Consider the following 25,385-nt stretch of genomic DNA (forward strand, 5'->3'; position numbering starts at 1 on the left):
TTAAAAATCAAAACCCTTAAAGCGTACGCATTTGGAATTTTATATTAATATTTTAACGAAATTGGTTGTATATACTGGCTTGTTAAGGGGAGGGCATGAGTGTTTAGCGAACAAGTGTGAGTCCTAACCTTGCTTTTATGCTACAAGTGTTCACTCAAATTCAGCGAACACTTTGTTCTGCTGGATCAAAAAAAGGCTGGAAATCCAGCCTTTTATATAACGTGTTAATTTATGCGTCTAGCGCGACTAGCTTAGAAGCTGCGGCTGTATTGTAAGCCGAATAGTATAGCGTTAGCACGAGTCGTAGCGTTGAGAGTGCCCACGCCAGTATCTTCAGTTACTTTAACGTCTTTACCTAATAAGTACGTGAAACCTGCATCAATACTTGAGTTAGTATCGATGTGATATGTTGCACCTGCTGAAAACCATTGGCGATCAGAATCAGGGACTGAAACGGACTTTTTATTATCTTGAGCGCTGGTGTCATACATGTAACCAGTGCGTAGAGTCCAGTCCGAATTCATGTAGTAGGTACCACCAATAGCGTAGTGCCAACCATCTTTCCACTGATATTCATTGAATGTGTGGCTGTTACCATTTACTGTACCATCTAACTTATCAAATGTGCTCCAACCAATCCATTGGACACTGTAGTGGACCGCAAATTGAGTATCTTCAATTTTATGGTAGCCAGAAAACTCAGCCATATCAGGTAGAGGCAAGTTTAACTTTCCGTTTGAGTCCTTCTCGCCAGCGAAAATATAATTGATATCACCTTCAGCTTCAATTTCTGGACTGTGGCGGTAGGATAGACCGAATCGGTTATTTTCATTCAATTCAAATACCGTACCTAAGTTATAACCAACACCAAACCCTTCAGCATCAGCGTCAAGCAACGTATTTTTTGTGCCACCGATAGATGTAGTCCGTTTTAGCTTACCAGTACCATAAATAAAATCGATGCCTGCACCGAAGCTCCATTGTTCGTTTAAACGGTAAGAGCCCGCAAGACCTAGATTGACACTTTTTACATCGGTTAGACCACCGTATTCAGACCAAGTCAGACTATCTTTGAATTCTGTTTTAGTACCGAAATTTGAGTAGGCGTTGACACCCCAAGCAAATTGCTCATTTACAGGTACGATAAGGTGAATATTGGGAGCAACAGATGTACTGCCGGCATCATCGTAAGATGTATTGTCTGAAATGAAACCATTCGCTGCACTGTAGTTGACATCTTTCGCTGAGATATCAGTCGAAAGGGTTTCAAAACCGAGCGATAGTTCCATTTTGTCAAACAGAGCCATCGCGGCTGGGTTACGAGCCATTACTGAGGCATTGTCTGCGATTACGGCATCACCCGCAAACGCACGACCGATACCTGTCGCCGATTGGGCATTAAGTTGGAAGCCCGCTGCCATGGTTTGGCCTGAGGCAAAAGCGACGGTCACTGCTAAGAGAGTCTTTTTAAACAGACGCGTGTTCTGTGTCATTTGTTTTTCCTTATTAGATTCGTCTCTTTGGACGATAATTTGAGCTTTTGCTCAGTGGCGCAGATAGTAGTCATTAGATGGCTTCAAACATATCCGACCATTGGTCTAAAATGGATAAAAATTGGAGAAATGATGCCTAAATGTAGGGAAAATGCGGTTAAAATGCATAAATTAGAGCTTTAGCTCTAACTGAGCATTGCTGTGGTGAATGGTTGGGTGTTAATTGATAAGGAAATGCTGCTAAATAAAGCTATTTAGCAGCATTTATCGACTTTTTATGACATGGGCTTAATCAAAGGAACCAGAGTATTCGCTAATGATTCGGTATCTTCATCGTGTTCACCGATTAAGATCATGCTGACATTCCCCATCGGCACTATCGAACCATTCATACCATCTTCTTTAAAGGTGACTTGCTGATCACTCGTAATTGCGGTCATAAACAAAGTGACTTTACCTTTATTTCCCTGAAAAACCATATGCACTGCATTGGATTTACCAAAGCCGCAATGGTTTAAGTAATACACATGGTAAGGGAATTGGTCGATAAAGTGATATTGGAAAGGAAGCATTTTCGCGTTTATTTGCGAATTTGGTACATTCTCGTCTATATGGCGAACAAATGCCTCTTCATTTACGACATGCTTGATTGCCGTCTCCGCTAATGATGCATGAGCTGGTGGTAGTAAAACATTCCCCCAGTTTACCTGACCGACTAAAAGACCAGCAGTGAAGGCAATAGATGCCGCCAGCGCTAGAGCTTTACGAGCGAACATCGGCTTATGGACTTTCTCGTGATGGCTGGCTGAAGATTGAGTAAACAAAATCTTATCGGCAAGATCTTCTGGTACATCAATACTCATTGCTTGGTTTATTTTTGCATCGAGATCTAAAACGTCATCGACAAATTTACGGTTTGTCTCGTTATCTTTTAACGATTGCAGGGTTTCTTTGTCCAAATGTTTAGGATCCGACAAAATACGACGACGAAATTCTAAATCATCCATTTTTTTGTCCTCTCTTTGTATCTTGAGAATCCAACATCTCTTTTAGTTGATTGCGGGCGCGGAACAAACGCGTCATCACGGTATTTTTGTTGAGACCGAGGATGTCGCCAATCTCTTCTCCACTGAAACCTGCGACTACCTGTAATAATAACGGCTCTCTATACTCAATATCTAACTTCATGATTTGTTCGTGAAGCCATTGTTGTTGGTGATGAGTATCATCACTAAATTTGGCCTCATTGCTGTACTCTTCAATATCGACTAGATCAAATTGTTTGCGTTCAAATCGACGCGCGTTTTCTCTTCTTAGAATGGTAATCAGCCAAGATTTAGCCGCCTTTTCATCGAGAAGGCTGTCGAGTGATTTCCACGCACGCATGCAGGTTTCTTGCACCAAATCTTCCGCGATGGCCTTGTCTTTACACAGCCAGTAAGCGTAACGATACAGATCGCGATGATAGCCGCGAACGAGCGCTTCGTATTTTCTTTGTTTGTCCATATCAGAATCGACCGGACGATTGGTTTTTTTCTTTCCAAATATTTTTATAATTGGCACAAAAGCCTCTATTCTTACTCTGCGCCGCCAATACTTGAGCGACTGGAGTGATTTGAAGATAATCACTATAAAATTGATCTATTTCAAAATTTAAAGTTCGCGAGCGGTTATAGTAGACCCTGTCATCTCGTTAGTCCTTGTGGCTAACATGTTGAGCAAGATGACACTTCCTTTTGAAGGCTGACTTTACTTTCTCCTAATCAGGAAACTGATTATTTTCAATTGGCGTAAGTTAATTGCTTTATAGATATTCCGACCACACAGTTTTGTGTGGTTTTTTTTTGCTCAAATTTTTCATCTGAATCATTTCAATCCGTACTAAGTCTCTTTTTCTTTTGATCACATATCTCACTTACCTGTAGGTTGTTGCGAGGCGCTACGCGCAATTAAATCTACTGCCCTGCGTCGTGCTACCCTGATGAGGTTAATGACATCAGTTTATTGAATTATAGTCATTGATCAACAAGCGTCACGTTTTATGCAAACACGTGTTTGAAAATTTTAACAACCTGATTACAATGGCGAGGTCAGACCTCTTGTGATTAAGGAGAAACAATGGGCAAGCAAGAAGTAAAAACACGCCAAGGTGAGCGTGTAGCTATCGTCGCGGGGCTTCGAACTCCCTTTGCTCGTCAAAGCACAGAATTTAGCCAAGTACCAGCAGTGGATTTGGGCAAAATGGTAGTAAGCGAGATGCTTGCTCGTACCGATATCGACCCGACGTTAATAGAACAAGTGGTGTTTGGACAAGTAGTACAAATGCCAGAGGCTCCTAATATTGCGCGTGAAATCGTCTTGGGGACAGGAATGAATGTCCATACTGATGCCTACAGTGTGACACGTGCGTGTGCAACCAGTTTTCAAGCAGCGGTCAATGTTACTGAAAGCATCATGGCAGGGTCAATTGATATTGGCATTGCTGGTGGTGCTGACTCTTCATCTGTTTTGCCTATTGGTGTTTCAAAAAAGTTAGCATCAAACTTATTAGCCTTGAGTAAAACCAAAACGCTTGGACAAAAACTTAATATTCTTAAGCGCTTAAGTTTTAAAGATCTGATGCCGGTTCCGCCTGCGGTTGCTGAGTACTCTACGGGGCTTTCAATGGGGCAAACAGCAGAGCAGATGGCCAAAACACATGGTATCTCACGCGCTGAACAAGATGCTCTAGCTCATCGCTCGCATACCTTAGCGTCTCAGGCATGGAAAGAAGGAAAAATTCAGGGCGAAGTGATGACCGCTTTCCCTGAACCCTACAAGAAATGGCTCTCCGAAGATAACAACGTTCGTCATGATTCGACGTTAGAAGGGTACGCAAAACTTCGTCCTGCGTTTGATCGACAGTACGGCAGCGTGACTGCGGCAAACAGCACGCCATTAACCGATGGTGGTGCCGCTGTCATGTTGATGCGTGAAGGTAAGGCAAAAGAGCTAGGTATGGATATTTTGGGGTATATCAGAGGGTATGCATTTTCCGCGATCGGCGTACAAACCGATATGTTGATGGGGCCTTCGTATGCAACGGCGAAAGTACTGGAAAATACCGGACTCGAGCTATCCGACTTAACGTTGATCGACATGCATGAAGCATTTGCTGCCCAAACGCTGGCGAACGTTAAAATGTTTGCCTCGGACAAATTTGCTCAACAACATCTTGGCCGCGCGCAAGCAATTGGTGAGATTGACATGGACAAGTTTAATGTATTAGGTGGCTCGATTGCTTATGGCCATCCGTTTGCGGCGACAGGCGCAAGAATGATGACGCAAACATTACGTGAGTTAAAGCGTCGTGGTGGCGGAATTGCGCTTAACACTGCTTGTGCAGCGGGTGGTCTTGGTGCAGCGATGATTTTGGAGGTCGAATAATGAGCGAACAGAAAGCATTTAATCTTAACATCGACGAACAAAATATCGCGTGGCTAGCGATTGATGTTCCGAACGAAAAAATGAACACGCTGCAGGCGGCTTTTGCGCAAGAGATGAATGGTATTTTCACTCAGCTAAACGAAGCTAGTGGCATAAAAGGGATGATCATTCACTCTCTTAAACCTGATAATTTCGTTGCTGGTGCCGACGTTCGTATGTTGGAAGCGTGTACCACCGCTAGTGAAGCAGAAGCGTTAGCCAAGCAAGGGCAGGAGCTATTCCAGCAGTTATCTGAATTGCCTTATCCAGTCGTCGCTGCGATTCATGGTCCTTGTTTAGGGGGGGGATTGGAGCTTGCGCTCGCTTGTGATTATCGCGTTTGTACGAATTCGGATAAAACACGTCTGGGACTGCCAGAAGTTCAATTGGGCCTATTGCCAGGATCGGGTGGCACACAACGTCTGCCAAGGCTCATCGGTCTATTGCCTTCGCTGGATATCATCCTTACTGGCAAACAGCTTCGCGCGAATAAAGCGAAGAAGTTAGGCATTGTGGATGATTGCGTGCCAGAAACCATACTGCTCGACGTTGCTCAGCAGTTTTTGGACAAAGGTAAAAACAAAGGTAAAAAACACTCAGCCAAAGAAAAATTGATGTCTGGGAGCGGTTTAGGGCGCAAGTTCATTTTTGAGCAGGCTGCGAAAAAGACTCACCAGAAAACTCGAGGCAACTATCCAGCAGCAGAAGCGATTCTCGAAGTTATCCAACATGGTCTAGAAAAAGGCTTTGTCAAAGGGCAAGAGCTAGAAGCGAAGCGTTTTGGCGAGTTGGTGATGAGCTCGGAATCGAAAGCGTTGCGTTCGATCTTTTTTGCGACCACAGAGATGAAAAAAGAGCATGGGTCAGACGCGAAACCTGCGAATGTTAAAAGAGTGGGCGTATTAGGTGGCGGCTTAATGGGGGCTGGGATTAGCCATGTTTCAGTGGCAAAAGCAAAGGTCCCAGTGCGTATTAAAGACGTGAGTAATGATGGTGTATTGAATGCGTTACATCATAACTATCAGTTGTTTGAAAAGCAGCGCAAACGTCGCATCCTATCGAAAGCTGAGTTACAGGCAAACATGTTGCAACTGTCGGGTGGTGTTGACTTTACCAGCTATAACCATATTGATGTGGTTATCGAAGCGGTGTTTGAAGATCTCGACTTGAAGCAGCAGATGGTTGCTGACATTGAAGCTAACGCGAAACCAGAAACCATTTTCGCTACGAATACCTCGTCCCTGCCTATTGGTAAGATTGCTGAAAAAGCCCAGCGGCCAGAAAATATCGTCGGTCTACATTATTTTAGTCCGGTCGAGAAAATGCCTTTAGTTGAAGTGATCCCACACGAAACAACATCGGATGAGACGATCTCTACTGTGGTAGCTTTGGCTAAGAAACAAGGCAAAACGCCGATTGTTGTAAAAGATAAGGCGGGCTTTTACGTCAACCGTATTCTTGCTCCCTATATGAATGAAGCGGCGCATATCTTATTGGCTAACGAGCCTATTGAGAAAATTGATGGGGCATTACTTGATTTTGGGTTTCCGGTTGGACCGATAACGCTGCTTGATGAAGTCGGTATTGATATTGGCGCGAAGATCATGCCGATACTTGTCAATGAACTGGGTGAGAGATTCAAAGGTCCTGATGTATTCGATACCTTGCTCAACGATGGTCGAAAAGGTCGGAAAAGTGGTAAAGGTTTTTATACCTACAAAGGGAAAAAGAAGGACGTCGATAAGTCAGTATATAAACTGTTAAAGCTCGATCCAGAGTCGAAATTGAGTGATAACGATATAGTACTTCGTTGTGTGCTGCCGCTGCTTAATGAAGCGGTCCGATGCTTGGATGACGGTATCATTCGTTCAGCACGTGACGGAGATATTGGTGCCATCTTCGGTATTGGTTTCCCGCCATTTTTAGGAGGCCCATTCCGTTATATGGATCAATTCGGAATCAAAGAGCTGGTAGAAAAAATGAATGAGTTTGCGTCGAAATACGGCGATCGCTACGCGCCATGTGATGGCTTGCTGACTCGCGCTGGTGAGGGAACGAAGTTTTACTAGTCTGGTAATGTGAAAAGGCTTGCACATGCAAGCCTATTTACATAAGAAGATCAACGTTATTTCTTCTTATCCTTTTTATTTTTGTGTCCTTGACCAGGGTTGTCATCACCGTGGACACTGGCATTGCCTTTCTAACCTAATGCACAATCTTTGGGTCTTAACTGAAACTCTTCAATCGAGCCTATCTCTTGTCCTAGGTGGATACGAGGCTCATCCATATGCGCCAACCCCTGAGAATGCATGACTAAGCGATTGGCGGTGCGAGGTTTGAGCTCATTAACAACGAAGCGAATCATGTCGGTTCGAGTTAATTTTTTGAGCTCATCCAATACTTTTTCTCTTTGGTTAAATTCGGTATCTTTGTTGCCAATTGCGACCCATAAACGCTGTGCTCGTCCCCGCAAGGTGGTGTCTGGCGTCGAGATTTGATTCCACAGTCCGCGTTTACTGCTTTGCCACTGATATTCGTTGAGTTCTAATAACACCATGTAAAACGCATTGAGGAACTCATCAATAGAAGTGACCAACTCAGCTGGCGCGGCATTCGGTGATTGAACATAGAGAACAATACCGGGGTGACGATTTAGAGGCATGTTGCCAGTACCTACCATGTATCCAAGTTGTTGTTTGGTTCGAATTTCATGGAAAAAGGTCGCGGACATCAAGTGGTTTGCTAATGTATACAAAGCAATATTGCGCGGTTCAATGTCTTCACATTGGTGATAAATCAAAACCGCAGAGTCTTGTTGGTTACACTGAATCTCACGTTGGAAGCTGCCATTTTTGCCTAGCATCACAAGGGGACGAAGTGCTTCCTCGTAACGCTGTTCTTTGACTCTTAGGGCATCTTTTAACGTGGTGGCCATCTCATGGGCTTGCTGGCGTTGCCAATCTCCATATACAAACATTTCCACGTGTAATTCTGCCAAAATAGATTCAACGAATATTGCTAAATCCTCTACCTGGATATTTTCCAGTGCGTCTAGTAAGACTGAAAATGGTGGGTTATTGGGTTGCAACAAACCGGTCAGACCATTGAATAACTGGGAAATAGGGCGGTCTTGCGCTGCGTTACGCCAATTTCTCAATAACTGTTGCTTAATGGTTTCGAATCGCTCTACGCTAAATTCCCGCGCGGTGAACCGATGTAAAATCATCTCCAATAACTGAGGTAATTTTTGGCTGAAACCAGAAAGGGTTAGGGTTACGCCTCCCTGGTGCGCATACATGTTGTAGCCCATACCAGCGATTTCGGCTTGGTAGGTTCTTTTCGCCAGTGAATCAAGGAACATCTCAACACACAGACGCGTCTTAACGATGTTTTTGGGTGAAGCAACAGCATGCGAGCTATCGATCGCAACATAAACGACCCCCTTAGGAACTCGAAACTCGTCATCTTGCAAATGCCATAGACGGAAGCCGTCAATGTTTTCGATCATTTCAGGCAGCGAGTTGCCTTGTTTATTTTCCAGTGGCATTGGGTCAAGATCGTAGCAGATGAATGGGTTTTTAGTCGGTAGTTCGAACTGCCAGTTTGGATCAGACAGCTCAAAGGTTTGTTTCTGCTCGTCTGACAGTGGGCTTACCGAGTAAGGTGTAAAATACCATTGGGCCGTACGGTCATATTCTTGCTCTTTCGCGACGACGGTGATGCGGACGTTATCGACGGTGAGGTATTGTAAGAAAGAGCGCTGGAGCTCTTCATCATAGCCAGACATCTTATAATCACCATAAATGGTATCCTCGGGTTGATAATGTTGCATATTCACAACGAGGTGACTGACTAGATCGAGAGGGCGGGAAGGCTCTTGAAATCGAAACGCCGATTCCAGCACAGCTTGCTTTTCGAGGTATCGCCATTCATCCAGTCCTTCTCGTTTAATTAAAGATAAGTATTGGAATATGGCCTGACAGATCGCGTCTACGTGATCGAGGCCTTCAGCTGTTAGCGTGCAACTGATGGTGAAGTCGCGGTAGTTGCTGCCACTTGCGCCTCCACCTGCTGAGAGTGAAGTTATCCAGCCTTTCTCTTTGAGGTTTAGCATTAAGCTACCTTCACCCTCATAGCCTAATAAGTGGGCAAAATAGGAGAGAGGTTTGATGCCATAATATTCATCCACACCTGGCATCGGGAACGTCAGAATCAAACGTCTAAACTCTTTCATCGGTTCGACCTTGATCAGGATACCGGTACTGCCTTTTGTCGTAATCGGCACATCAACGGTTTTACCCTGTAACCGGTGATCGGGAATGTCAGCAAACATCTGTTCTACCCATGTTTGTTGTTCATCTAGCGATTGTGGTCCAAAAAGGGTCAATGTCATCAGATCAGCTGAGTAGTGTTTATGGTGGAATTCGACAATTTCCTCGCGGATAGACTGACCGTCTTTGTCGCCCAGGGTATCAAGATTACCGACAGAAAATTTGGCGAAAGGGTGCGCTGGATTGACGATTTCTTTGTTTACTTGATACAGACGACGAGCATCATCATTAAGTTTTAACTTGTACTCTGAATCTACCGCTTGACGCTCTTTATCTAGCGCTTCCTCGTTAAACAGTGGTGCGGTAAAAAACTGACTGAAGCGATCTAAGGCATTGTTGAACGCGTTGGGAGCGATATCAAAGAAAAAGCACGTGTGCTCTGTACCTGTCCAAGCGTTATTCGTCCCACCATGTTGGTTAATATAGCTTTGAAACTCACCCACTTTAGGGTATTTTTCCGTACCCAAAAAAAGCATGTGCTCTAAGTAGTGAGCTAAACCTTGTCGATCATTCGGGTCGTCAAAGTGTCCGACATTCACTGCTAGCGCTGCCGCCGACTGTTGAGCAGTGTCGGAATGGATCAGCAATACGCGCAAGTTATTACTCAAGGTAAGGTAGCGGTATTGATTGGAATCGTTAGGACTTTGGTGCACGATGCGTCTCCAGATTTAGCATGACAGTCGTATACGCCTCCCTGAGGGATACGCATACGTTGTGTTTCGACAAATACTGCTTGCCGCATTTTTGTTGTATGTACGAGTACTGCATGACCCATTGCTCTGATGCAAGGGTAGGGCTGTTTGAAGGAATACACTGAGCTCATGGCCATGGTGAAATACTGTGATGAACTGAATGTATTCTTTTTAATAGATTGTTAAGAGTGTCGCTATCTTTCGTCAGCGAGTTGGTATAATGAACCGACAATTATATCAGTATTTTTGTTTCGTCATTATTAAAACTAGCCCCAGATTTATAATAAAGATAGCAGTTAACCTTTTGGTAGCGTTAGCTATCCATAGGAAATAGCATGAAAATATTCATCATGCGTCACGGAGAAGCGGAACATTTTGCGGACTCTGACGCAGCAAGACAACTGACCCAAAGAGGCAGAAAAGAATCAGAAGCGGTTGCCCGGGCGTGTACTGAGCAAGGCATCGCTCAATTCGATAAAGTATTGGTGAGTCCTTACATTCGAGCTCAACAAACTTGGCAAGAAATCAGTCAATACTTTTCAGCCAAAAGTATTGAAGTGAATGAAGAGATCACACCTTATGGTCAATCCGATAGTGTGTTTGACTATGCAAGTGCGCTGATTGAAGTTGAAAAGCTTGAGTCACTATTGTTCGTGTCACACCTGCCACTCGTCGGTTACCTTACCGCTGAGTTTGTTAAAGATATGACACCGCCGATGTTCCCAACCTCTGGCTTAATTTGTGTGGAGTACGAGCCTAGTACTCAAAGCGGTGAATTGCTCTGGCATATTACACCATAGCGAATGTCGGATAAGGCAGGTATCGAATAACCTGCCTAGTGTTTATCGCTTTTCCGTGCTCTTGACGGTTTCGGGTTGCTGGCATTGTAGAGTGATTAATTTCCGATTCGGTCTTGGGCGTTTTCTATTTATCAGGAATCGAAAGCAACACAAGCAAAGCGCCAGCACCGCCAAACTCTAAAGGGGCTTGGTGGAAAGCCATAACGTCTGGATGCTGCGCGAGCCAAAGTGGCGTTTTTTGCTTCAGAATGTGTTTGCCAATTCCGTGTTGCACACAGGCACAGTGAATTTCGTTTTTAACGCAGTACGTTATCATTGCCCCTAGTTCACGTTTTGCTTCTTGTTGAGTCATGCCATGCATGTCTAAGAAAACATCGGGGACATACACTCCGCGACGCAGACGTTTTACCTCATATGTAGAGACGTCATCGCGAGAATAACGAGTCGGTCCTTCTTCGTTTAATAGCGGGACAAACTCGTCGGAAAAGTAGAATTCAGAATCACTTGCCTCGCGAATTGAGCGCTTGATTTCTTTTTGCTTGGTATTTTTTTTTGGTTGCTGGATTATGGTATCCTGACGCAACTTTTTTACGCCCTGTACTGCTTCCTTAAACAAGGCGAAATCGTCATCATGTTCGGTGTCTTTTTTGCTCATTAGGATAATGGTTTCATTCAATAATGATATTGGCAGTATTGTAGCGCTTTTCGGAGGCAATTTTGGATAAGATTTTTGTAGAAGAAGCGGTATCAGAACTTCATACCCTTCAAGATATGATTCGTTGGACGGTAAGCCGCTTTAATGCCGCTGGTCTGTTTTACGGTCATGGCACTGATAATGCTTGGGATGAAGCCGTTCAGCTCATCCTGCCAACATTATACCTGCCAATTGATGTGCCTCCGCATGTATTGAATTCTCGTTTGACGACCAGTGAACGTTACAGAATTGTCGAACGTGTGGTTAAGCGTATTAATGAGCGTACGCCCACCGCTTACTTGACCAATAAAGCGTGGTTTTGTGGACTAGAGTTCTTCGTCGATGAACGCGTACTTGTGCCTCGTTCACCAATTGGTGAATTGATTCAAGCTGAGTTCCAACCTTGGTTAACCCAAGAGCCAACACGTATTATGGATATGTGTACTGGCAGTGGTTGTATAGCGATTGCATGTGCACATGCGTTCCCTGAAGCAGAAGTGGATGCAATCGATATCTCGGCTGACGCACTTCAAGTTGCAGAGCAAAACATTCAAGATCATGGAATGGAGCAACAAGTTATCCCAATGCGTTCGGATTTGTTCCGTGAGTTGCCAAAAGAGAAATACAACCTGATCGTGTCGAATCCACCTTATGTAGACGAAGAAGACATGAACAGTTTGCCTGATGAATTTACCCATGAGCCATCGCTGGGTCTTGCTGCGGGGACCGATGGCTTGAAACTTGTGCGCCGTATTCTTGCTAATGCACCTGATTATTTGACGGACGATGGTATTTTGATCTGTGAAGTGGGTAACTCAATGGTGCACATGATGGACCAGTACCCACAGATTCCGTTTACTTGGATTGAGTTTGAGAATGGTGGCCACGGCGTATTTGTGCTTACTCGCGATCAACTGCTTGAATGTGAAGAAGAGTTCAAGTTGTACAAAGACTAGCAGGGTCGAGTATCTTATATTAAACACCGAGCACCATGCTCGGTGTTTTTTTATGCGTATTTCTTCAAGATTAAGTGCATATTTACTCTTTACATCAAAACGTAATAAAGCGACTATGAATCTACGAAGAATTGGAAAGCAGTTGCGCCTGGATTTGAAAAGGCGTGGCGTCAAAAACTTGAGGAAGTAATGGCAGGAAACAGTATCGGACAACATTTCCGAGTGACGACATTCGGGGAAAGTCACGGTATCGCACTGGGATGTATCGTAGACGGGTGTCCTCCGGGATTGGAAATTTCAGAAGCGGATCTGCAGATCGATCTCGACCGTCGCCGTCCTGGCACGTCACGTTACACCACCCAACGTCGTGAACCGGACGAAGTTAAAATTCTTTCTGGTGTGTTTGAAGGTAAAACCACAGGCACCTCCATCGGTTTGCTGATTGAAAACACCGATCAGCGCTCAAAAGATTATTCTGAGATTAAAGATAAGTTCCGTCCAGGCCACGCTGACTACACTTACCATCAAAAATACGGTGTTCGTGATTACCGAGGTGGTGGCCGCTCTTCAGCACGTGAAACGGCCATGCGTGTGGCGGCAGGTGCGATTGCGAAAAAGTATCTAAAAGATGAATTTGGTGTTGAAATTCGCGCTTATCTATCCCAAATGGGTGATGTGTCTATCGAGAAAGTCGATTGGGATGAGATTGAAAATAATGCGTTCTTTTGTCCTGATGTGGACAAAGTGGATGCCTTTGACCAATTGATCCGTGACCTTAAAAAAGAAGGTGACTCAATTGGCGCCAAAATACAGGTTGTCGCGACTAATGTTCCTGTCGGGCTAGGTGAGCCCGTGTTTGATCGTTTGGATGCGGACGTAGCTCATGCTCTTATGAGTATCAATGCAGTCAAAGGTGTGGAGATTGGTGACGGTTTTGACGTTGTTAATCAGCGTGGTAGTGAACACCGTGATACACTTTCTCCGCAAGGTTTCGGTAGTAATCACGCTGGCGGTATTCTAGGTGGGATCTCTACTGGACAAGACATTGTCGCCAACATCGCACTTAAGCCAACATCAAGCATAACGGTTCCGGGTGAGACGATCACCAAACAAGGTGAGCCAACGCAATTGATTACAAAAGGTCGCCATGACCCATGCGTCGGTATCCGCGCGGTGCCTATTGCTGAAGCCATGTTAGCGATTGTTGTGATGGATCACCTGCTTCGCCATCGTGGGCAGAACTTTGGTGTTACCACAGAAACGCCGAAGATTTAAATCGTTTTTGGATAGTAAGAATTGTTAATACTAAAAAGGTTGCTCAATGAGCAACCTTTTCTTTTTGTGTTTTTTCTTATTTCACTAGTGTAGCGAGTTTTCTGCCTCTAAATGGAATGAAGCAATCGCCATTTAAATCGAACCGCTGCCATGCGTAACACATATCCTAAAACGAGTGTGACAATGGTTGCGGTTACGTCAGGAATGTTGAACGATAGCAACGTTAAATACAGCCCTGAAGCAATCAAGGCAATCGACGCGTACAACTCCTCATGCAGTACCAACGGTGGCTGGCGACAAATTAAATCGCGAAGCAAGCCTCCGAATACCCCGGTCACCAACGCAGATACCATACAGATTCCTGGATGCAGTCCCATATCAAGTGCGATTTTGGTGCCGATGATACTAAAAACAATCAAGCCAAGGGCATCTAGGCGAATAAACAAGCCTTTGAGTTTTATCACCCACTTCGCGAGCCCTGTCGTTAGGACTCCAGCGAGACAAGTGATCGCCAGGAATTCAGGATTTTTCACCCAGCCGAGCGGATAATGTCCTAATAGAATATCTCGGACGGTACCTCCACCAATCGCGGTTGCACTTGCGACTAACATGACACCAAACCAGTCCATTTTCCGTCGTCCGGCGCTTAACGCACCCGTCATGGCTTCGGCCGTGATACCAATGACATACAATACACTCAGCAGCATAAGGAATACTCACCATCGAAAGTTACTGTTATCATTTTTTCATACTGATAAGTGGCTTAATATCAGCCAGTTAAAAGAGAAAAATAAGGGCGTGAGTGTAGTCGGAAATAGGAGTGGTGACGAATGAGAAATAGTAGGGCTATCGGGATTGTTCAATTATATTTTCTAATGATCACGGGTGTTGTGTTGCTTTACGATCTGGGTAAAAACAGAGACAATACGCCCCGTAGAACCGTTTGACACATAGAATCGATAATGAACCACGAATACCAAGACTTAATCACCCTATTTAACAACACGTTTATTGAGTCTTTTAATACCAAGTTAGAGCTTGGTGGTGACGAGCCAGTTTACCTTCCTGCGAATGAAGACAACCAACACCACCGGATTATTTTTGCCCGCGGCTTTTATGCCTCAGCACTTCATGAAATTGCGCACTGGTGCGTCGCAGGGCCAGAACGTCGATTGTTGGAAGATTTTGGTTATTGGTATGAGCCCGATGGTCGTACTGAAGAAGTTCAAGCCAAGTTTGAGAAAGTCGAAATTCGACCTCAAGCCTACGAATGGATACTTGCAACAAGCGCTGGCTTCCCTTTTACGGTCAGTTGTGACAATCTACACGGCGATTTTGAACCTGATAGGCTTAGCTTTATGCAAAAAGTGCATAAAGAAGTGCTAAGCATCTTACAGTCAGGGTTGCCTCCGCGAGTCCAAATGCTTTCGGAAGCGCTGCGTGATTTTTATAACATCAAGCCACTGGAAGCCTCTGATTTTATCCTCAAGTAACCTCGAGATACACCATGATTATTGAATTTGAAGAAAAACTACTAGAACTGATTGATGCACGTATTGAAACAGCATCAGATGATGAACTGTTTGCTGGTGGTTATTTACGTGGTCACATTTCTTTGTCGGCAGCATCGTGTGAAGACGATGGCATTCATGATGTCGACGAATTGAAAGTTCGTATTAAAAACAGCCTGGACGCGGCACGAAGTGAATTAAGCCCTGCGGACCAGATTATCGTTAGCGATCTCTGGCAAGCACTTCAGGCTCAAGCCTAAACTCATTCGAAAAAACTGAATTTCTCCATAAAATTTTTATGGTTGTATGAAATCTAATCAGACCTTAATCTGGCAACAAGAATAAGAAACGTGAATAGAGGAATACAGCCATGAAAATAGTCGCATTTGGTGCATCGACCAGTTCAACCTCAATCAACAAATTTCTTGCTACTTACGCTGCAAACCAAGTAAAAGGTGCGCACGTGAGCGTGTTGGATTTGAATGATTTCCAAGTTCCTATGTTTAGTGAAGATACCGAAAAAGAAATCGGTCAAGCTGAAGGTGCGCTTGCTTTCTTACGTGAACTTGAGCAAGCCGATGCTATCATCGTGTCTTTTGCAGAACATAATGGTTCTTACACGGCTGCCTACAAAAACCTATTTGACTGGGCGACACGTATTGAACAGAATGTCTTCCAAAACAAACCTGTGGTCTACTTGGCTACATCTCCAGGCCCAGGCGGTGCGCAGAGCGTACTGGCAGCCGCGACGGGATCGGCTCACTTCTTTGGTGCTGAGGTAAAAGCGTCGCTATCTGTGCCCAACTTCTACGATAATTTTGACTTAGAAGGCAGCGAGTGTAAAAGCGAAGATATCGCTGAACGAGTTAAGCAAGCTGTCGCAAAACTGGTTTAATATCAATCTCAGCATGCGTTTAACAGTGCTTGCTGTTTAAGTCGTAGATAGCCGACTTGTCGATTTCAGTGATGTTTCTGTGATATTCCCGATGGTGTTATTTATTCACTATCGGGAATGAGCAGAATAAATCAGCGGTTAAAGCGTCGTAATCGCCTTTCCTTTTCTTAATTTGCGTACCCACATTCGGCTAGGGTGCAACGTTTCCAATACATTGACAGGCAGTGGCAACGGATCACCACAGATCTGCGAGGCCAATACTTCTGCCATTAGCGGGGCTGAACTTAGTCCTCGCGATCCTAACCCCAACAAACAGAATAAGTTCGGAAATTGATGTGCCGGTTGCACTTCTTGAGGTTGTTTATGTTGTAAGTCCGCGTATTGTTCTTCGATTTTTGCGAAGTCCCCGACATTACCAACAAACGGTAAATGATCACGGCTGACGCAGCGAATACCTTGACGTGACTCATTCGTGCTTACATCAACCTCGCTTACCCACTCTTGGTTGGGAAGGCACTTTCGTAGCTTTTCGACATTATCTAATTGTGCGCCTTCATCGAACTCAAAATCTAAGTGCTTACGGTCGTAACTTGCACCAATACAAAGGTGTTGGTTGTTCGGATTGACTGGCGTCATATAGCCGTCGTAGCAAAGCACGGTTTTTAATTGATTGAGCTTTTCTGTCGCAGGCACATGACTGACTTGCCCTTTTACTTTCCCCATTGGTAGCTCTGCGGTTTGGCGCAAGGTTTGGAATTCGTGTCCGTTGGCGACGACAACAACAGAATGCTCGAATGTTTTGCCATTCGCCTGCAAAATCCAAATTTGACGTTGTGTATCCCATTCCAATGCATCGACATTGTGCTCAAACTTAGCCGAAAAAGAGGTCTTCTGCTCCAGGTGAGCGATTAAATTCCGAGTGAACTCTGCTGGGCACATCCAACCCCCCAAGGGGTAGTGCACAGACGCCATATCAATCGGTAACCCAATCCTTTCTGCGGTTTCTTGTGCAGACAGCTTATTAATTAACTCAGAAGGGAAATTCCCACCCAGCATCTTTTCGAGTTTTTCGGTCGACTTGTCATCCCACATCAATTGAGTGACGCCACACCAATCGTGGTCAAAGGTGAGGTCGTTTGCCATTTGCTCGACGAATTGGCGCGCGAACAAAAAAGCTGGCGCAAATACACGAGAAACGCCAGTGTGCGGTCCATTCAATAATGGATAAATCGCACCTTGACGATTTCCTGATGCGCCCTCGGCAGGCTGTTTGTCTTTACAATATAGTGTGACATGTTGACCACGACGTAACAGCGTTTTGGCGAGTGTCGCACTTGCGATACCGCTCCGATGATCGCGATTGAGTTAAGATTCGTCGCGGGTGTACGGTTAAACCAAGGCAGGTGATTAGAGTGACGTTTGCGTTGTTCCAACACGCCTGCGATCATCTCCCGTTTGGTGCCAAAGCCTTTCACCTTTTTCATGGTGAATCCCGCTTCGTTCAGTCCACGCCGAACAAACCCGGCAGCGGTAAAAGTAGCGACGGTACAGCCTGGTTTAGCCAAATTTGCCATGCCGTTAAACAGATTTTGGTTCCACATTTCTGGATTTTTACTCGGAGCAAAACCGTCCAAGAACCAAGCATCAATTAACCCCATTTCTCCGTAAGGCACTTGTGGCATGCAGTCTTTAATGTCACCAAACCATAAGTCGAGGGTGATAGCGCCATCTTCCAAAACAATTCGATGACATTCAGGAACCGCGGCCGGATAGTGCTGTTGCAACTTTTCTGCGAACTCGGCCAATTCAGGCCAAGCTTGGTGCGCCTTTTTAAGATCGTCTATGTTTAAAGGGTATTTTTCAAAACTGACGAAGTGGAGCTCTTGTAGTGGCGCATCCGGATGGTTGAGACGAAATTCGTTAAACCATTGCCACACGGCTAAAAAGTTTAAGCCTGTACCAAATCCGGTTTCACCAATCACGAAGCGTCGTTGGTCAAATTCTTGCCATCTTTGTGGAATAGAATTTTGTTTGAGAAAAACGTAGCGTGTCTCTTCAAGACCGTTTACGTTAGAGAAGTAAACATCATCAAATTGGTCTGAAACTGGAGTACCCGCTTCGTTCCATCCAAGTTCTGCGTTTTTTATTAAAGTCATAGAGATAAAATTTGTGATTTGGCGCGCTAACAATGGGGTGATTGTACGAATTTATGGGAAAGCTGACCACTTTTGTTGACTATCTTAGTTATCATCTAGCAGATTTTTGAATTATAGGAATGTCATAATGAAACGAGTCGTAATCACCGGTATGGGTATTGTTTCAAGTATCGGTAACAACGTCGAAGAAGTTCTAGCGTCTCTTAAAGCGGGCAAGTCTGGCATCACTGCATCTGAGCAGTTCAAAGAACATGGTCTTCGTTCTCAAGTTTGGGGTGATCTAAAAATTAACCCTGCTGAACATATTGACCGTAAGCAGATGCGCTTTATGGGTGATGCGGCCGCGTATGCATACCTATCAATGCAGCAAGCCATCGAAGACGCTGGTCTTACAGAAGACCAAGTCTCCAACGACCGTACTGGTATTGTTGCGGGTTCTGGTGGTGCTTCTGCGTACAACCAAACAGTCGCAACAGATACCATGCGTGCGAAAGGCGTAAAACGTGTGGGTCCATACATGGTACCTCGTACGATGTCGTCAACCGTTTCTGCGTGTCTTGCCACACCATTTAAGATTCGTGGTGTGAACTACTCAATGAGTTCGGCTTGTGCAACATCAGCACACTGTATCGGCCATGCGATGGAGTTGATCCAACTTGGCAAGCAAGACATTGTTTTCGCTGGTGGTGGTGAAGAGCTTGACTGGTCTCAAACAATGATGTTTGACGCAATGGGCGCACTATCAACGAAATACAACGACACGCCAGACCAAGCGTCACGTACCTATGATGCAGATCGCGACGGTTTCGTTATCTCTGGTGGCGGCGGCATGCTGGTTGTCGAAGAGCTTGAGCATGCACTGGCTCGTGGCGCAAAAATTTACGGTGAGATCGTTGGCTACGGTGCGACCTCTGATGGCTACGACATGGTAGCACCATCAGGTGAAGGTGCGATCCGTTGTATGAAGATGGCGATGCAAGACGTTGACGGTGTGGATTACATCAACACGCATGGTACATCGACACCAGTTGGAGATGTGAAAGAGCTTGGCGCAATTCAACAACTATTTGGTGAGAATAGTCCAGCAATCTCGGCAACAAAAGCAATGACGGGTCACGCACTAGGCGCAGCTGGTGTGCACGAAGCGATTTACTCAACGCTTATGCTAGACAAAAACTTTATTGCACCAAGCATCAATATTGAAAACTTGGACGAAGCAGCGAAAGGCCTAGACATCGTGACAGAAGCTCGTGATGCAGAGCTAACGACAGTCATGTCAAACAGCTTTGGCTTTGGCGGCACAAACGCAACTTTGGTTATTAAAAAGTACCAAGGTTAACTGAATTTGTTGGGGCTCCACGAGCGTGATATCGGCGCCAACAATCCAGTTTCCAGAGCTTGATCAGTCACTCTGATCGAACAGACGCAGACTCTATCCCATGGAGAGCGGGATAGGATCCTTTTGTTCTGGAATTTCGCCCGGCTAATTAGCCGGGTTTTTTCTTTTCTACTCTTTGGTGCTATTTCTTGAGATTTTTCACGAAAAGGGCACAATCACTGCAACTTAAAAAAATGGAACTTAAAAACGCTGCCACTATGAAAATTGTTGTTGATGAAAACATGCCTTACGCTCAAGAGCTGTTTAGCCAGCTTGGTGAAGTGATTCTAAAACCTGGTCGTACGTTGACTGCAGACGATTTGGTTGATATCGATGCACTAATGATTCGCTCGGTCACTAAGGTGAATGCGGATCTGATCAGTAAGGCGAATAAACTCAAGTTTGTTGGCACTGCCACGGCTGGTATGGACCATGTTGACCAAGCGCTTTTGCAACAAAAAGATATTTTCTTTACTGCGGCACCTGGTTGCAACAAAGTCGGCGTCGCCGAGTATGTGTTTAGTGTAATGATGGTGCTTGCACAGCAGAAAGGTTTTTCTGTCCTTGATAAGACTGTGGGTATTGTCGGAGCAGGACAAGTTGGCAGCTACTTGGAAAAATGCTTGAAAGGTATGGGGATCAACGTACTGATAAACGATCCGTTTAAGCAACAAGAAGGCGACCCTCGTAGCTTTACGCCACTTGATGAGCTTATCAAATCGTCAGACATCATTTCGTTGCACACACCAATTACTAAAGATGGCCAACATCCAACACATCATATGTTTGATGAAAGCGTATTAAACGGTTTGCGTGCTGATCAAATTCTTATCAATGCGGCACGTGGCCCTATTGTAGACAACAGTGCACTTAAGCGTCGGTTACAGAAAAACGATGGCTTTACCGCAGCATTGGACGTGTTTGAGTTTGAACCAGAGGTTGATATGGAGCTTCTGCCTCTGCTAGCATTCGCAACCCCTCACGTTGCAGGCTATGGCCTGGAAGGGAAAGCTCGTGGCACGACAATGATCTTTAATCGTTACTGCGAGTTTTTAAATAACGAATTACGCGCGCATGCCAGTGATTTGTTGCCAACCGCGCCAGTGCCAACAATCGTGTTGGACAGAGAGTGGGATGAAGCAACACTGCATAACATTACGCAGTTAATCTATGATGTGCGTAAAGATGACGCTCTTTTCCGTCGTGAAATCAGTAAGCCAGGTGCGTTTGATGCCATGCGTAAAAATTACTGGGATCGCCGTGAATACAGCGCTGTCACGCTAGTGGGCAATGATAAATGTAACCTTGAACCATTAGCAGAACTAGGTTTTCAAATTGAGGTAAGTCAATGAGCCAGCAATACAATGTTGCCATTTTAGGTGCGACCGGTGCGGTCGGTGAAACAATTTTAGAAGTGCTTCAAGAACGCAAATTCCCAGTGGGTGACATTCACTTATTGGCAAGTGAGCGTAGCGAAGGCAAGACTTATCGCTTTAATGGCAAAACGGTTCGCGTACAAAACGTGGAAGAGTTTGACTGGTCTCAAGCTCACATTGCGTTGTTTTCTGCCGGTAGTGAACTCTCTGAAAAATGGGCGCCAATCGCTGCAGATGAAGGTGTTATCGTTATCGACAACACTTCGCAATTCCGTTACGAGTATGATATTCCTCTTGTTGTACCAGAAGTAAACCCAGAGGCGATTGCCGAGTTCCGTAACCGCAACATTATCGCGAACCCAAACTGTTCAACCATCCAAATGTTGGTGACATTGAAGCCTATTCACGATGCAGTTGGCATCGAGCGTATTAATATATCTACCTACCAATCAGTATCTGGTGCCGGTAAAGGTGGTATTGACGAGCTAGCGGGTCAAACGGCTAAGCTTCTAAACGGTATGCCAGCAGATAAGAAGCAATTCTCGCAACAAATTGCGTTTAACTGTATTCCGCAAATCGATCAAATGATGGAAAATGGCTACACCAAAGAAGAAATGAAGATGGTGTGGGAAACACAAAAAATCTTCAACGATCCGTCGATCACAGTCAATCCAACCTGTGTACGAGTTCCTGTATTCTATGGTCATGCCGAAGCCCTTCACATTGAAACGCGTTCACCAATTGATGCACAAGAAGTTATCAATTTGCTAGGTCAAACTGAAGGCATTGAAGTTTTTCAAGGTGAAGATTTCCCAACTCAAGTTCGTGACGCTGGCGGAAAAGATCACGTTATGGTTGGCCGTATTCGAAACGACATCAGTCACCATAGTGGTATCAACTTGTGGGTTGTTGCCGATAATGTTCGCAAGGGTGCTGCGACAAATGCAGTGCAAATAGCGGAAGTACTGGTACGTGATTACTACTGATATTCGCGATAACGTTTTAGTGGACGTCTTTTAGTGAACTTTAAGCCTCGCATGATGCGAGGCTTTTTTACGCGAATCGAAAGTAAATGTGTGAGATTGGTACTAATCTGGCAGGCCCCACACATTTTTTTCCTTAAGGGCTATAGTTTTGTACGCTATATCCGATATATTTAGCTGATCACCGTTTTCAATTGTATTGAGCACAAAACTGAGCCTCCTATGCATCAAATTTATAAGCGCTTACTGACGACTCTTGTGTTGATAAGTGCGACTCAGACATCGCCAGTGGTTCAAGCCGAAGCAATTCGCCTTGTTGGACCGTCAGGTGAAGTGCAGTCTTCTCCTCGTTACTCCGAAGAGATTGAGCGAGCATTACCTGCTCCTCCTGTTAATAACCAGCCTTCACGTTTTTATGGCCCAACAGGAGAAAACCAAACGCTTTGGTCTATTGCTTCTCAGCTTAGACCTTCGCGAAGCGTAAGCGTGCAACAGACACTTCTTGCTATTTACCGAATCAATCCTCAGGCGTTTGATCAACAAAATATTCATGAGCTTATCCCTGGCAGTCGACTTCGTATTCCTTCACTCGAGCAAATACAAAGTGCATCTACTCAGCAGGCTGTTGCGATAATGAAAGCGCATGAGGCGCGTCTCGCACAGCCAAAACCTGCTCAGTCTCAATCAGCTTTGGCTCAACAACCTGTGCCTCAAAAACCTGTGCCAAAGCAGAGTGTTCAGCCAGAAGTAACTTCTGTACCTGTTGAACAACCCGATCCAAAGCCGGCCGTTCAGAGCGCAGTGTCAACATCCGCAGAGCAGACCGCGAGTCCAGTCGAAACCACTCCGTCAGTCACACAGAGTATCCCTGTGATTGCCACGCCACCAGTCAGTACATCAACGGTAGGCGAGCAACAAGTCAGCGCATTAAAGAATAAACTTCAGCAAAACGCTCAAAGCGAAATTCAATCTTTGGAAGAGAAAAATCACCGTTTACGCCTGATGCTATCGGATGTTCAAAACGAAGTGGACTCGCTGAAAACAGAACTTAATGATCAAGAAAGAATTCGGACTGAAGTCGAAAAGTTATTGGCTGAAGAGCGCGAGCGTCTTGCTGAGCAACAGCGTTTGCAGCCATCAACTATAGATAAAATACTATCGAATGGCTGGTTAGTTGCTTTATCCGCGTTGATACCGGGAGCATTACTCGCTTTATGCATTGTGATGTTACTTGGCCGCCGTTCAAGCAAGGAAGATGAACCCGCTCAACAAGAAGCGAGAGAAAGTGATCCGTTAGCGGTGCCAATCGGGCTTGATACGGAAGACGAACTCGAAGAAGAGCTGAGTCTGGATGAGGATTTGTTCGCAGAGGATGAGACTGATAAGCCAGAAGAACAAGTGGATGAGCCTCAGCTTGATGACGACGTTTTCGCTAATCTTGATGAAGAAGAGTTGGACTTCAACCTTGAAGGTGATGATGGGGAAGATCCATTTGCTGACATTGGTGATGATGGAGAGCTCGCGATTGATTTTGAAGAGTTTGACTCTTCGAGCAGCAGTATAGAAGTTAATAGTGACGAGCGCGCGCTAGGTTTAGAAGAAATGGAGCGAGCACTTGACCTGTCGACATCGGATTTAGAAGAACAGGATGAAGAGAGTGGCTTTGATCTTACACCAGAAGAAAATACTGGCGAGATATCAGAGGACGAACTTGCCGAGCTGTTAGCAGAAGACGATTCGTCGCAAACGGAGCCGACAGACACTATTGAGCAAGATGATCTTGACGAGCTGTTTGCTGAATTGAGTGACGACGAATTGGAGCTTGGAACGGCAGAGTCACAATCGACGTCACCAGCTCCAGAGCAAGGGTTTAGTGCAGGTGAAGCAACGGATGATGATATTGATGAGTTGTTAGCTGCTTATGAAACATCAACGCCTAACGATTCGGATGATGACCTGTTTGACGAAGAGGATTGGCAACTAGCCGAACCTGACAGCGAGCAGGCAACTGATATTCAATCGTCTAACGAAGATGACGTGTTGGATGAACTCGAGCTGTTGTCTGGGTTTAGTGATGATGAAGACGAGTTTGACTTAGATAGCACTGAGTTATTGGATGAGTTGGTCGAGTTTGAAGACGAGGAATCCGATGATGAGTTTGATCCTCTCAATGAATTAGAATCCCTGTCTGGTTTTGATGACGATGATCCGTCGGAAACGTTAGAGGCAGATAGTGTCGATTTGCTTGATGAACTTATCGATAACGATATCAACCTCGAATCGGAAGACGACGGTAATACCGAACTCGATCCATTTGACGATTTAATTCGTGAAGATAAAGCAAGCGATTCTGAGTCTGTTAGTGAAGAAGATGATTTACTGGCTTCGCTCGGTTTTGGCGATCTAGAACCTCAAGCTGATACGCAATCCGAGTTTGCTGATGAGCTAGAAGAGGCATTGGGTGCGCATGCAGAAAAAGAAAGCATGAATGATGAGCTTTCGGCACAAGAAAACGTAAATGATGAGCCGGAAGTCGATATTGATACGCTCCTCAATGAAGCTAAAACGAGCCCAGCAGAATCTGATCTCAGTCAGAATGATACCGAGGATAAACCGCAAGCAACAGCATCAAGCACCAACGAACGATTTGACACTGAAGCGTTCTTGGGGGACTTGGAGGATATGTACCCAGAACCTGATCCATTGCTCAGTGATTCAGAAGATTGGCTTGATCTGAGTAATGACGCGGTACAACTATCTGAGCAAGCTAGGCCCGCTGATGAACTGGAGTTAGAGGCTGCGTCAACAGAAGACCGTGACTTAGACGCTAGAGTAGAGCCGGAACGACAAGCAGAAGAGCCTGAATCTACCGATGAAGAAGGGCTGATTGACGACGATACGGCGTTGACGCAAGAGAGCCAAGAGGCGGGTGACAATCAAACACAAGTTGAGGATGAAAGCTTAGCTCATGATGAACGCATGCTTGACGATGCATCTGAGCCTGAGCAACCTGCGTTTACCCCGACTCCCAATACGGTAGAGAATGAGTTTGGCATACCGCAAGAAGAAGATTGGCTACTCGACGATATAGCGGGTAATACAGCTGATGAGCCAATTCAAGATGACAGTGAAACGGAATCTCGCGAAGCGGCTGATGAAGAACTACGTTTTGATGACATAGAGTTTCCTGAGTTTGACGAACAGGACGCGATAGCGTCTATGGCAGATACGCAAGACTTCCAACTAGACAATACCGATCTCTCTGCGTTCGATGAAGATGAGCTGTTTTCATCCGTATTGGACGAGACGGCTAAGCCGGAAGAACAGATTGAGTCTAAAGTTGACGTTCAAGACGAACTCGATATTGCGGAGCCTGCGTC

The 25,385-nt window shown here is 45.1% G+C and carries 17 protein-coding genes and 2 pseudogenes; 12 read left to right on the forward strand and 7 right to left on the reverse strand.

The window, feature by feature from the left end:
• Positions 1 to 251 precede the first annotated feature (251 nt).
• The 3 genes from SU60_RS11830 to SU60_RS11840 form a co-directional block, all read right to left on the reverse strand.
• Positions 252 to 1,493 carry an outer membrane protein transport protein gene (locus SU60_RS11830; protein WP_041155680.1) on the reverse strand — a complete coding sequence of 414 codons (1,242 nt, stop codon included), beginning with the start codon at positions 1,491 to 1,493 and terminating at the stop codon, positions 252 to 254.
• Between the two features lie 275 nt (positions 1,494 to 1,768).
• Positions 1,769 to 2,500 carry a DUF3379 domain-containing protein gene (locus tag SU60_RS11835; RefSeq protein ID WP_041155681.1) on the reverse strand — a complete coding sequence of 244 codons (732 nt, stop codon included), beginning with the start codon at positions 2,498 to 2,500 and terminating at the stop codon, positions 1,769 to 1,771.
• Positions 2,493 to 3,068 carry a sigma-70 family RNA polymerase sigma factor gene (locus SU60_RS11840; RefSeq protein ID WP_128814665.1) on the reverse strand — a complete coding sequence of 192 codons (576 nt, stop codon included), beginning with the start codon at positions 3,066 to 3,068 and terminating at the stop codon, positions 2,493 to 2,495. Before SU60_RS11840 ends, SU60_RS11835 begins: the two co-directional genes overlap by 8 nt.
• Before the next feature lie 543 nt (positions 3,069 to 3,611).
• Here SU60_RS11840 and fadI point away from each other — a divergent pair.
• Positions 3,612 to 4,919, forward strand: coding sequence for an acetyl-CoA C-acyltransferase FadI (fadI, locus tag SU60_RS11845; RefSeq protein WP_041155683.1), 1,308 nt, complete (start codon positions 3,612 to 3,614; stop codon positions 4,917 to 4,919).
• Complete coding sequence (gene fadJ, locus SU60_RS11850; protein ID WP_041155684.1) at positions 4,919 to 7,027, forward strand: fatty acid oxidation complex subunit alpha FadJ; 2,109 nt, start codon at positions 4,919 to 4,921, stop codon at positions 7,025 to 7,027. The genes fadI and fadJ overlap by 1 nt, the downstream gene beginning before the upstream one ends.
• Positions 7,028 to 7,158: 131 nt before the next feature.
• Here the strand turns inward: fadJ and SU60_RS11855 are convergent, their stop codons facing one another.
• Positions 7,159 to 9,942, reverse strand: a complete 2,784-nt coding sequence (locus SU60_RS11855; protein WP_041155685.1) for an insulinase family protein — start codon at positions 9,940 to 9,942, stop codon at positions 7,159 to 7,161.
• A 374-nt stretch (positions 9,943 to 10,316) separates the two neighbouring features.
• Between SU60_RS11855 and sixA the strand changes: the two genes are divergently transcribed.
• A complete protein-coding gene (gene sixA, locus SU60_RS11860) occupies positions 10,317 to 10,781 on the forward strand; it encodes a phosphohistidine phosphatase SixA (RefSeq protein ID WP_041155686.1) in 465 nt (154 codons plus the stop codon).
• A 124-nt stretch (positions 10,782 to 10,905) separates the two neighbouring features.
• Here the strand turns inward: sixA and smrB are convergent, their stop codons facing one another.
• Positions 10,906 to 11,436, reverse strand: a complete 531-nt coding sequence (gene smrB / locus SU60_RS11865; protein WP_041155687.1) for an endonuclease SmrB — start codon at positions 11,434 to 11,436, stop codon at positions 10,906 to 10,908.
• A gap of 62 nt (positions 11,437 to 11,498) precedes the next feature.
• Here smrB and prmB point away from each other — a divergent pair, with 62 nt between their 5' ends.
• Together prmB and aroC are read left to right on the forward strand one after the other, a co-directional pair.
• Positions 11,499 to 12,431: a 50S ribosomal protein L3 N(5)-glutamine methyltransferase gene (gene prmB, locus SU60_RS11870; RefSeq protein ID WP_041155688.1), complete on the forward strand. Its 933-nt coding sequence runs from the start codon at positions 11,499 to 11,501 to the stop codon at positions 12,429 to 12,431.
• Positions 12,432 to 12,620: 189 nt separating this feature from the next.
• Positions 12,621 to 13,706 carry a chorismate synthase gene (aroC, locus tag SU60_RS11875; RefSeq protein WP_041155689.1) on the forward strand — a complete coding sequence of 362 codons (1,086 nt, stop codon included), beginning with the start codon at positions 12,621 to 12,623 and terminating at the stop codon, positions 13,704 to 13,706.
• A gap of 84 nt (positions 13,707 to 13,790) precedes the next feature.
• Here aroC and SU60_RS11880 read toward each other — a convergent pair.
• Positions 13,791 to 14,413: pseudogene (locus SU60_RS11880) on the reverse strand (trimeric intracellular cation channel family protein).
• Positions 14,414 to 14,668: 255 nt separating this feature from the next.
• On the opposite strand from SU60_RS11880, the gene SU60_RS11885 reads away from it, so the two are divergent.
• The 3 genes from SU60_RS11885 to SU60_RS11895 all read left to right on the forward strand — a co-directional run bounded on the left by SU60_RS11885 (position 14,669) and on the right by SU60_RS11895 (position 16,112).
• Positions 14,669 to 15,199: an elongation factor P hydroxylase gene (locus SU60_RS11885; RefSeq protein WP_041155690.1), complete on the forward strand. Its 531-nt coding sequence runs from the start codon at positions 14,669 to 14,671 to the stop codon at positions 15,197 to 15,199.
• A 14-nt stretch (positions 15,200 to 15,213) separates the two neighbouring features.
• On the forward strand, positions 15,214 to 15,477 hold the full coding sequence (locus tag SU60_RS11890; RefSeq protein ID WP_041155691.1) for a YfcL family protein: 264 nt from the start codon (positions 15,214 to 15,216) through the stop codon (positions 15,475 to 15,477).
• 110 nt (positions 15,478 to 15,587) lie between these two features.
• A complete protein-coding gene (locus tag SU60_RS11895) occupies positions 15,588 to 16,112 on the forward strand; it encodes an NADPH-dependent FMN reductase (RefSeq protein WP_041155692.1) in 525 nt (174 codons plus the stop codon).
• 138 nt (positions 16,113 to 16,250) lie between these two features.
• Here SU60_RS11895 and mnmC read toward each other — a convergent pair.
• Positions 16,251 to 18,268, reverse strand: a pseudogene (gene mnmC, locus SU60_RS11900) (bifunctional tRNA (5-methylaminomethyl-2-thiouridine)(34)-methyltransferase MnmC2/FAD-dependent 5-carboxymethylaminomethyl-2-thiouridine(34) oxidoreductase MnmC1).
• Between the two features lie 127 nt (positions 18,269 to 18,395).
• Between mnmC and fabB the strand changes: the two are divergent.
• From fabB to SU60_RS11920, 4 genes are all read left to right on the forward strand, one after another.
• Positions 18,396 to 19,607 (forward strand): beta-ketoacyl-ACP synthase I, encoded by a 1,212-nt coding sequence (fabB, locus tag SU60_RS11905; RefSeq protein ID WP_041155693.1) that lies wholly within the window; start codon positions 18,396 to 18,398, stop codon positions 19,605 to 19,607.
• A gap of 257 nt (positions 19,608 to 19,864) precedes the next feature.
• Positions 19,865 to 20,998, forward strand: a complete 1,134-nt coding sequence (locus SU60_RS11910; protein ID WP_041155695.1) for a 4-phosphoerythronate dehydrogenase — start codon at positions 19,865 to 19,867, stop codon at positions 20,996 to 20,998.
• A complete protein-coding gene (locus tag SU60_RS11915) occupies positions 20,995 to 22,008 on the forward strand; it encodes an aspartate-semialdehyde dehydrogenase (protein WP_041155694.1) in 1,014 nt (337 codons plus the stop codon). The genes SU60_RS11910 and SU60_RS11915 overlap by 4 nt, the downstream gene beginning before the upstream one ends.
• A 219-nt stretch (positions 22,009 to 22,227) precedes the next feature.
• Positions 22,228 to 25,385: FimV/HubP family polar landmark protein (locus SU60_RS11920; RefSeq protein ID WP_052481529.1), on the forward strand; the 3,158-nt coding region annotated here is incomplete at its 3' end.

Source organism: Vibrio mytili (assembly GCF_000830505.1).
In the GTDB taxonomy this organism is placed as follows: Bacteria; Pseudomonadota; Gammaproteobacteria; order Enterobacterales; family Vibrionaceae; genus Vibrio; species Vibrio mytili.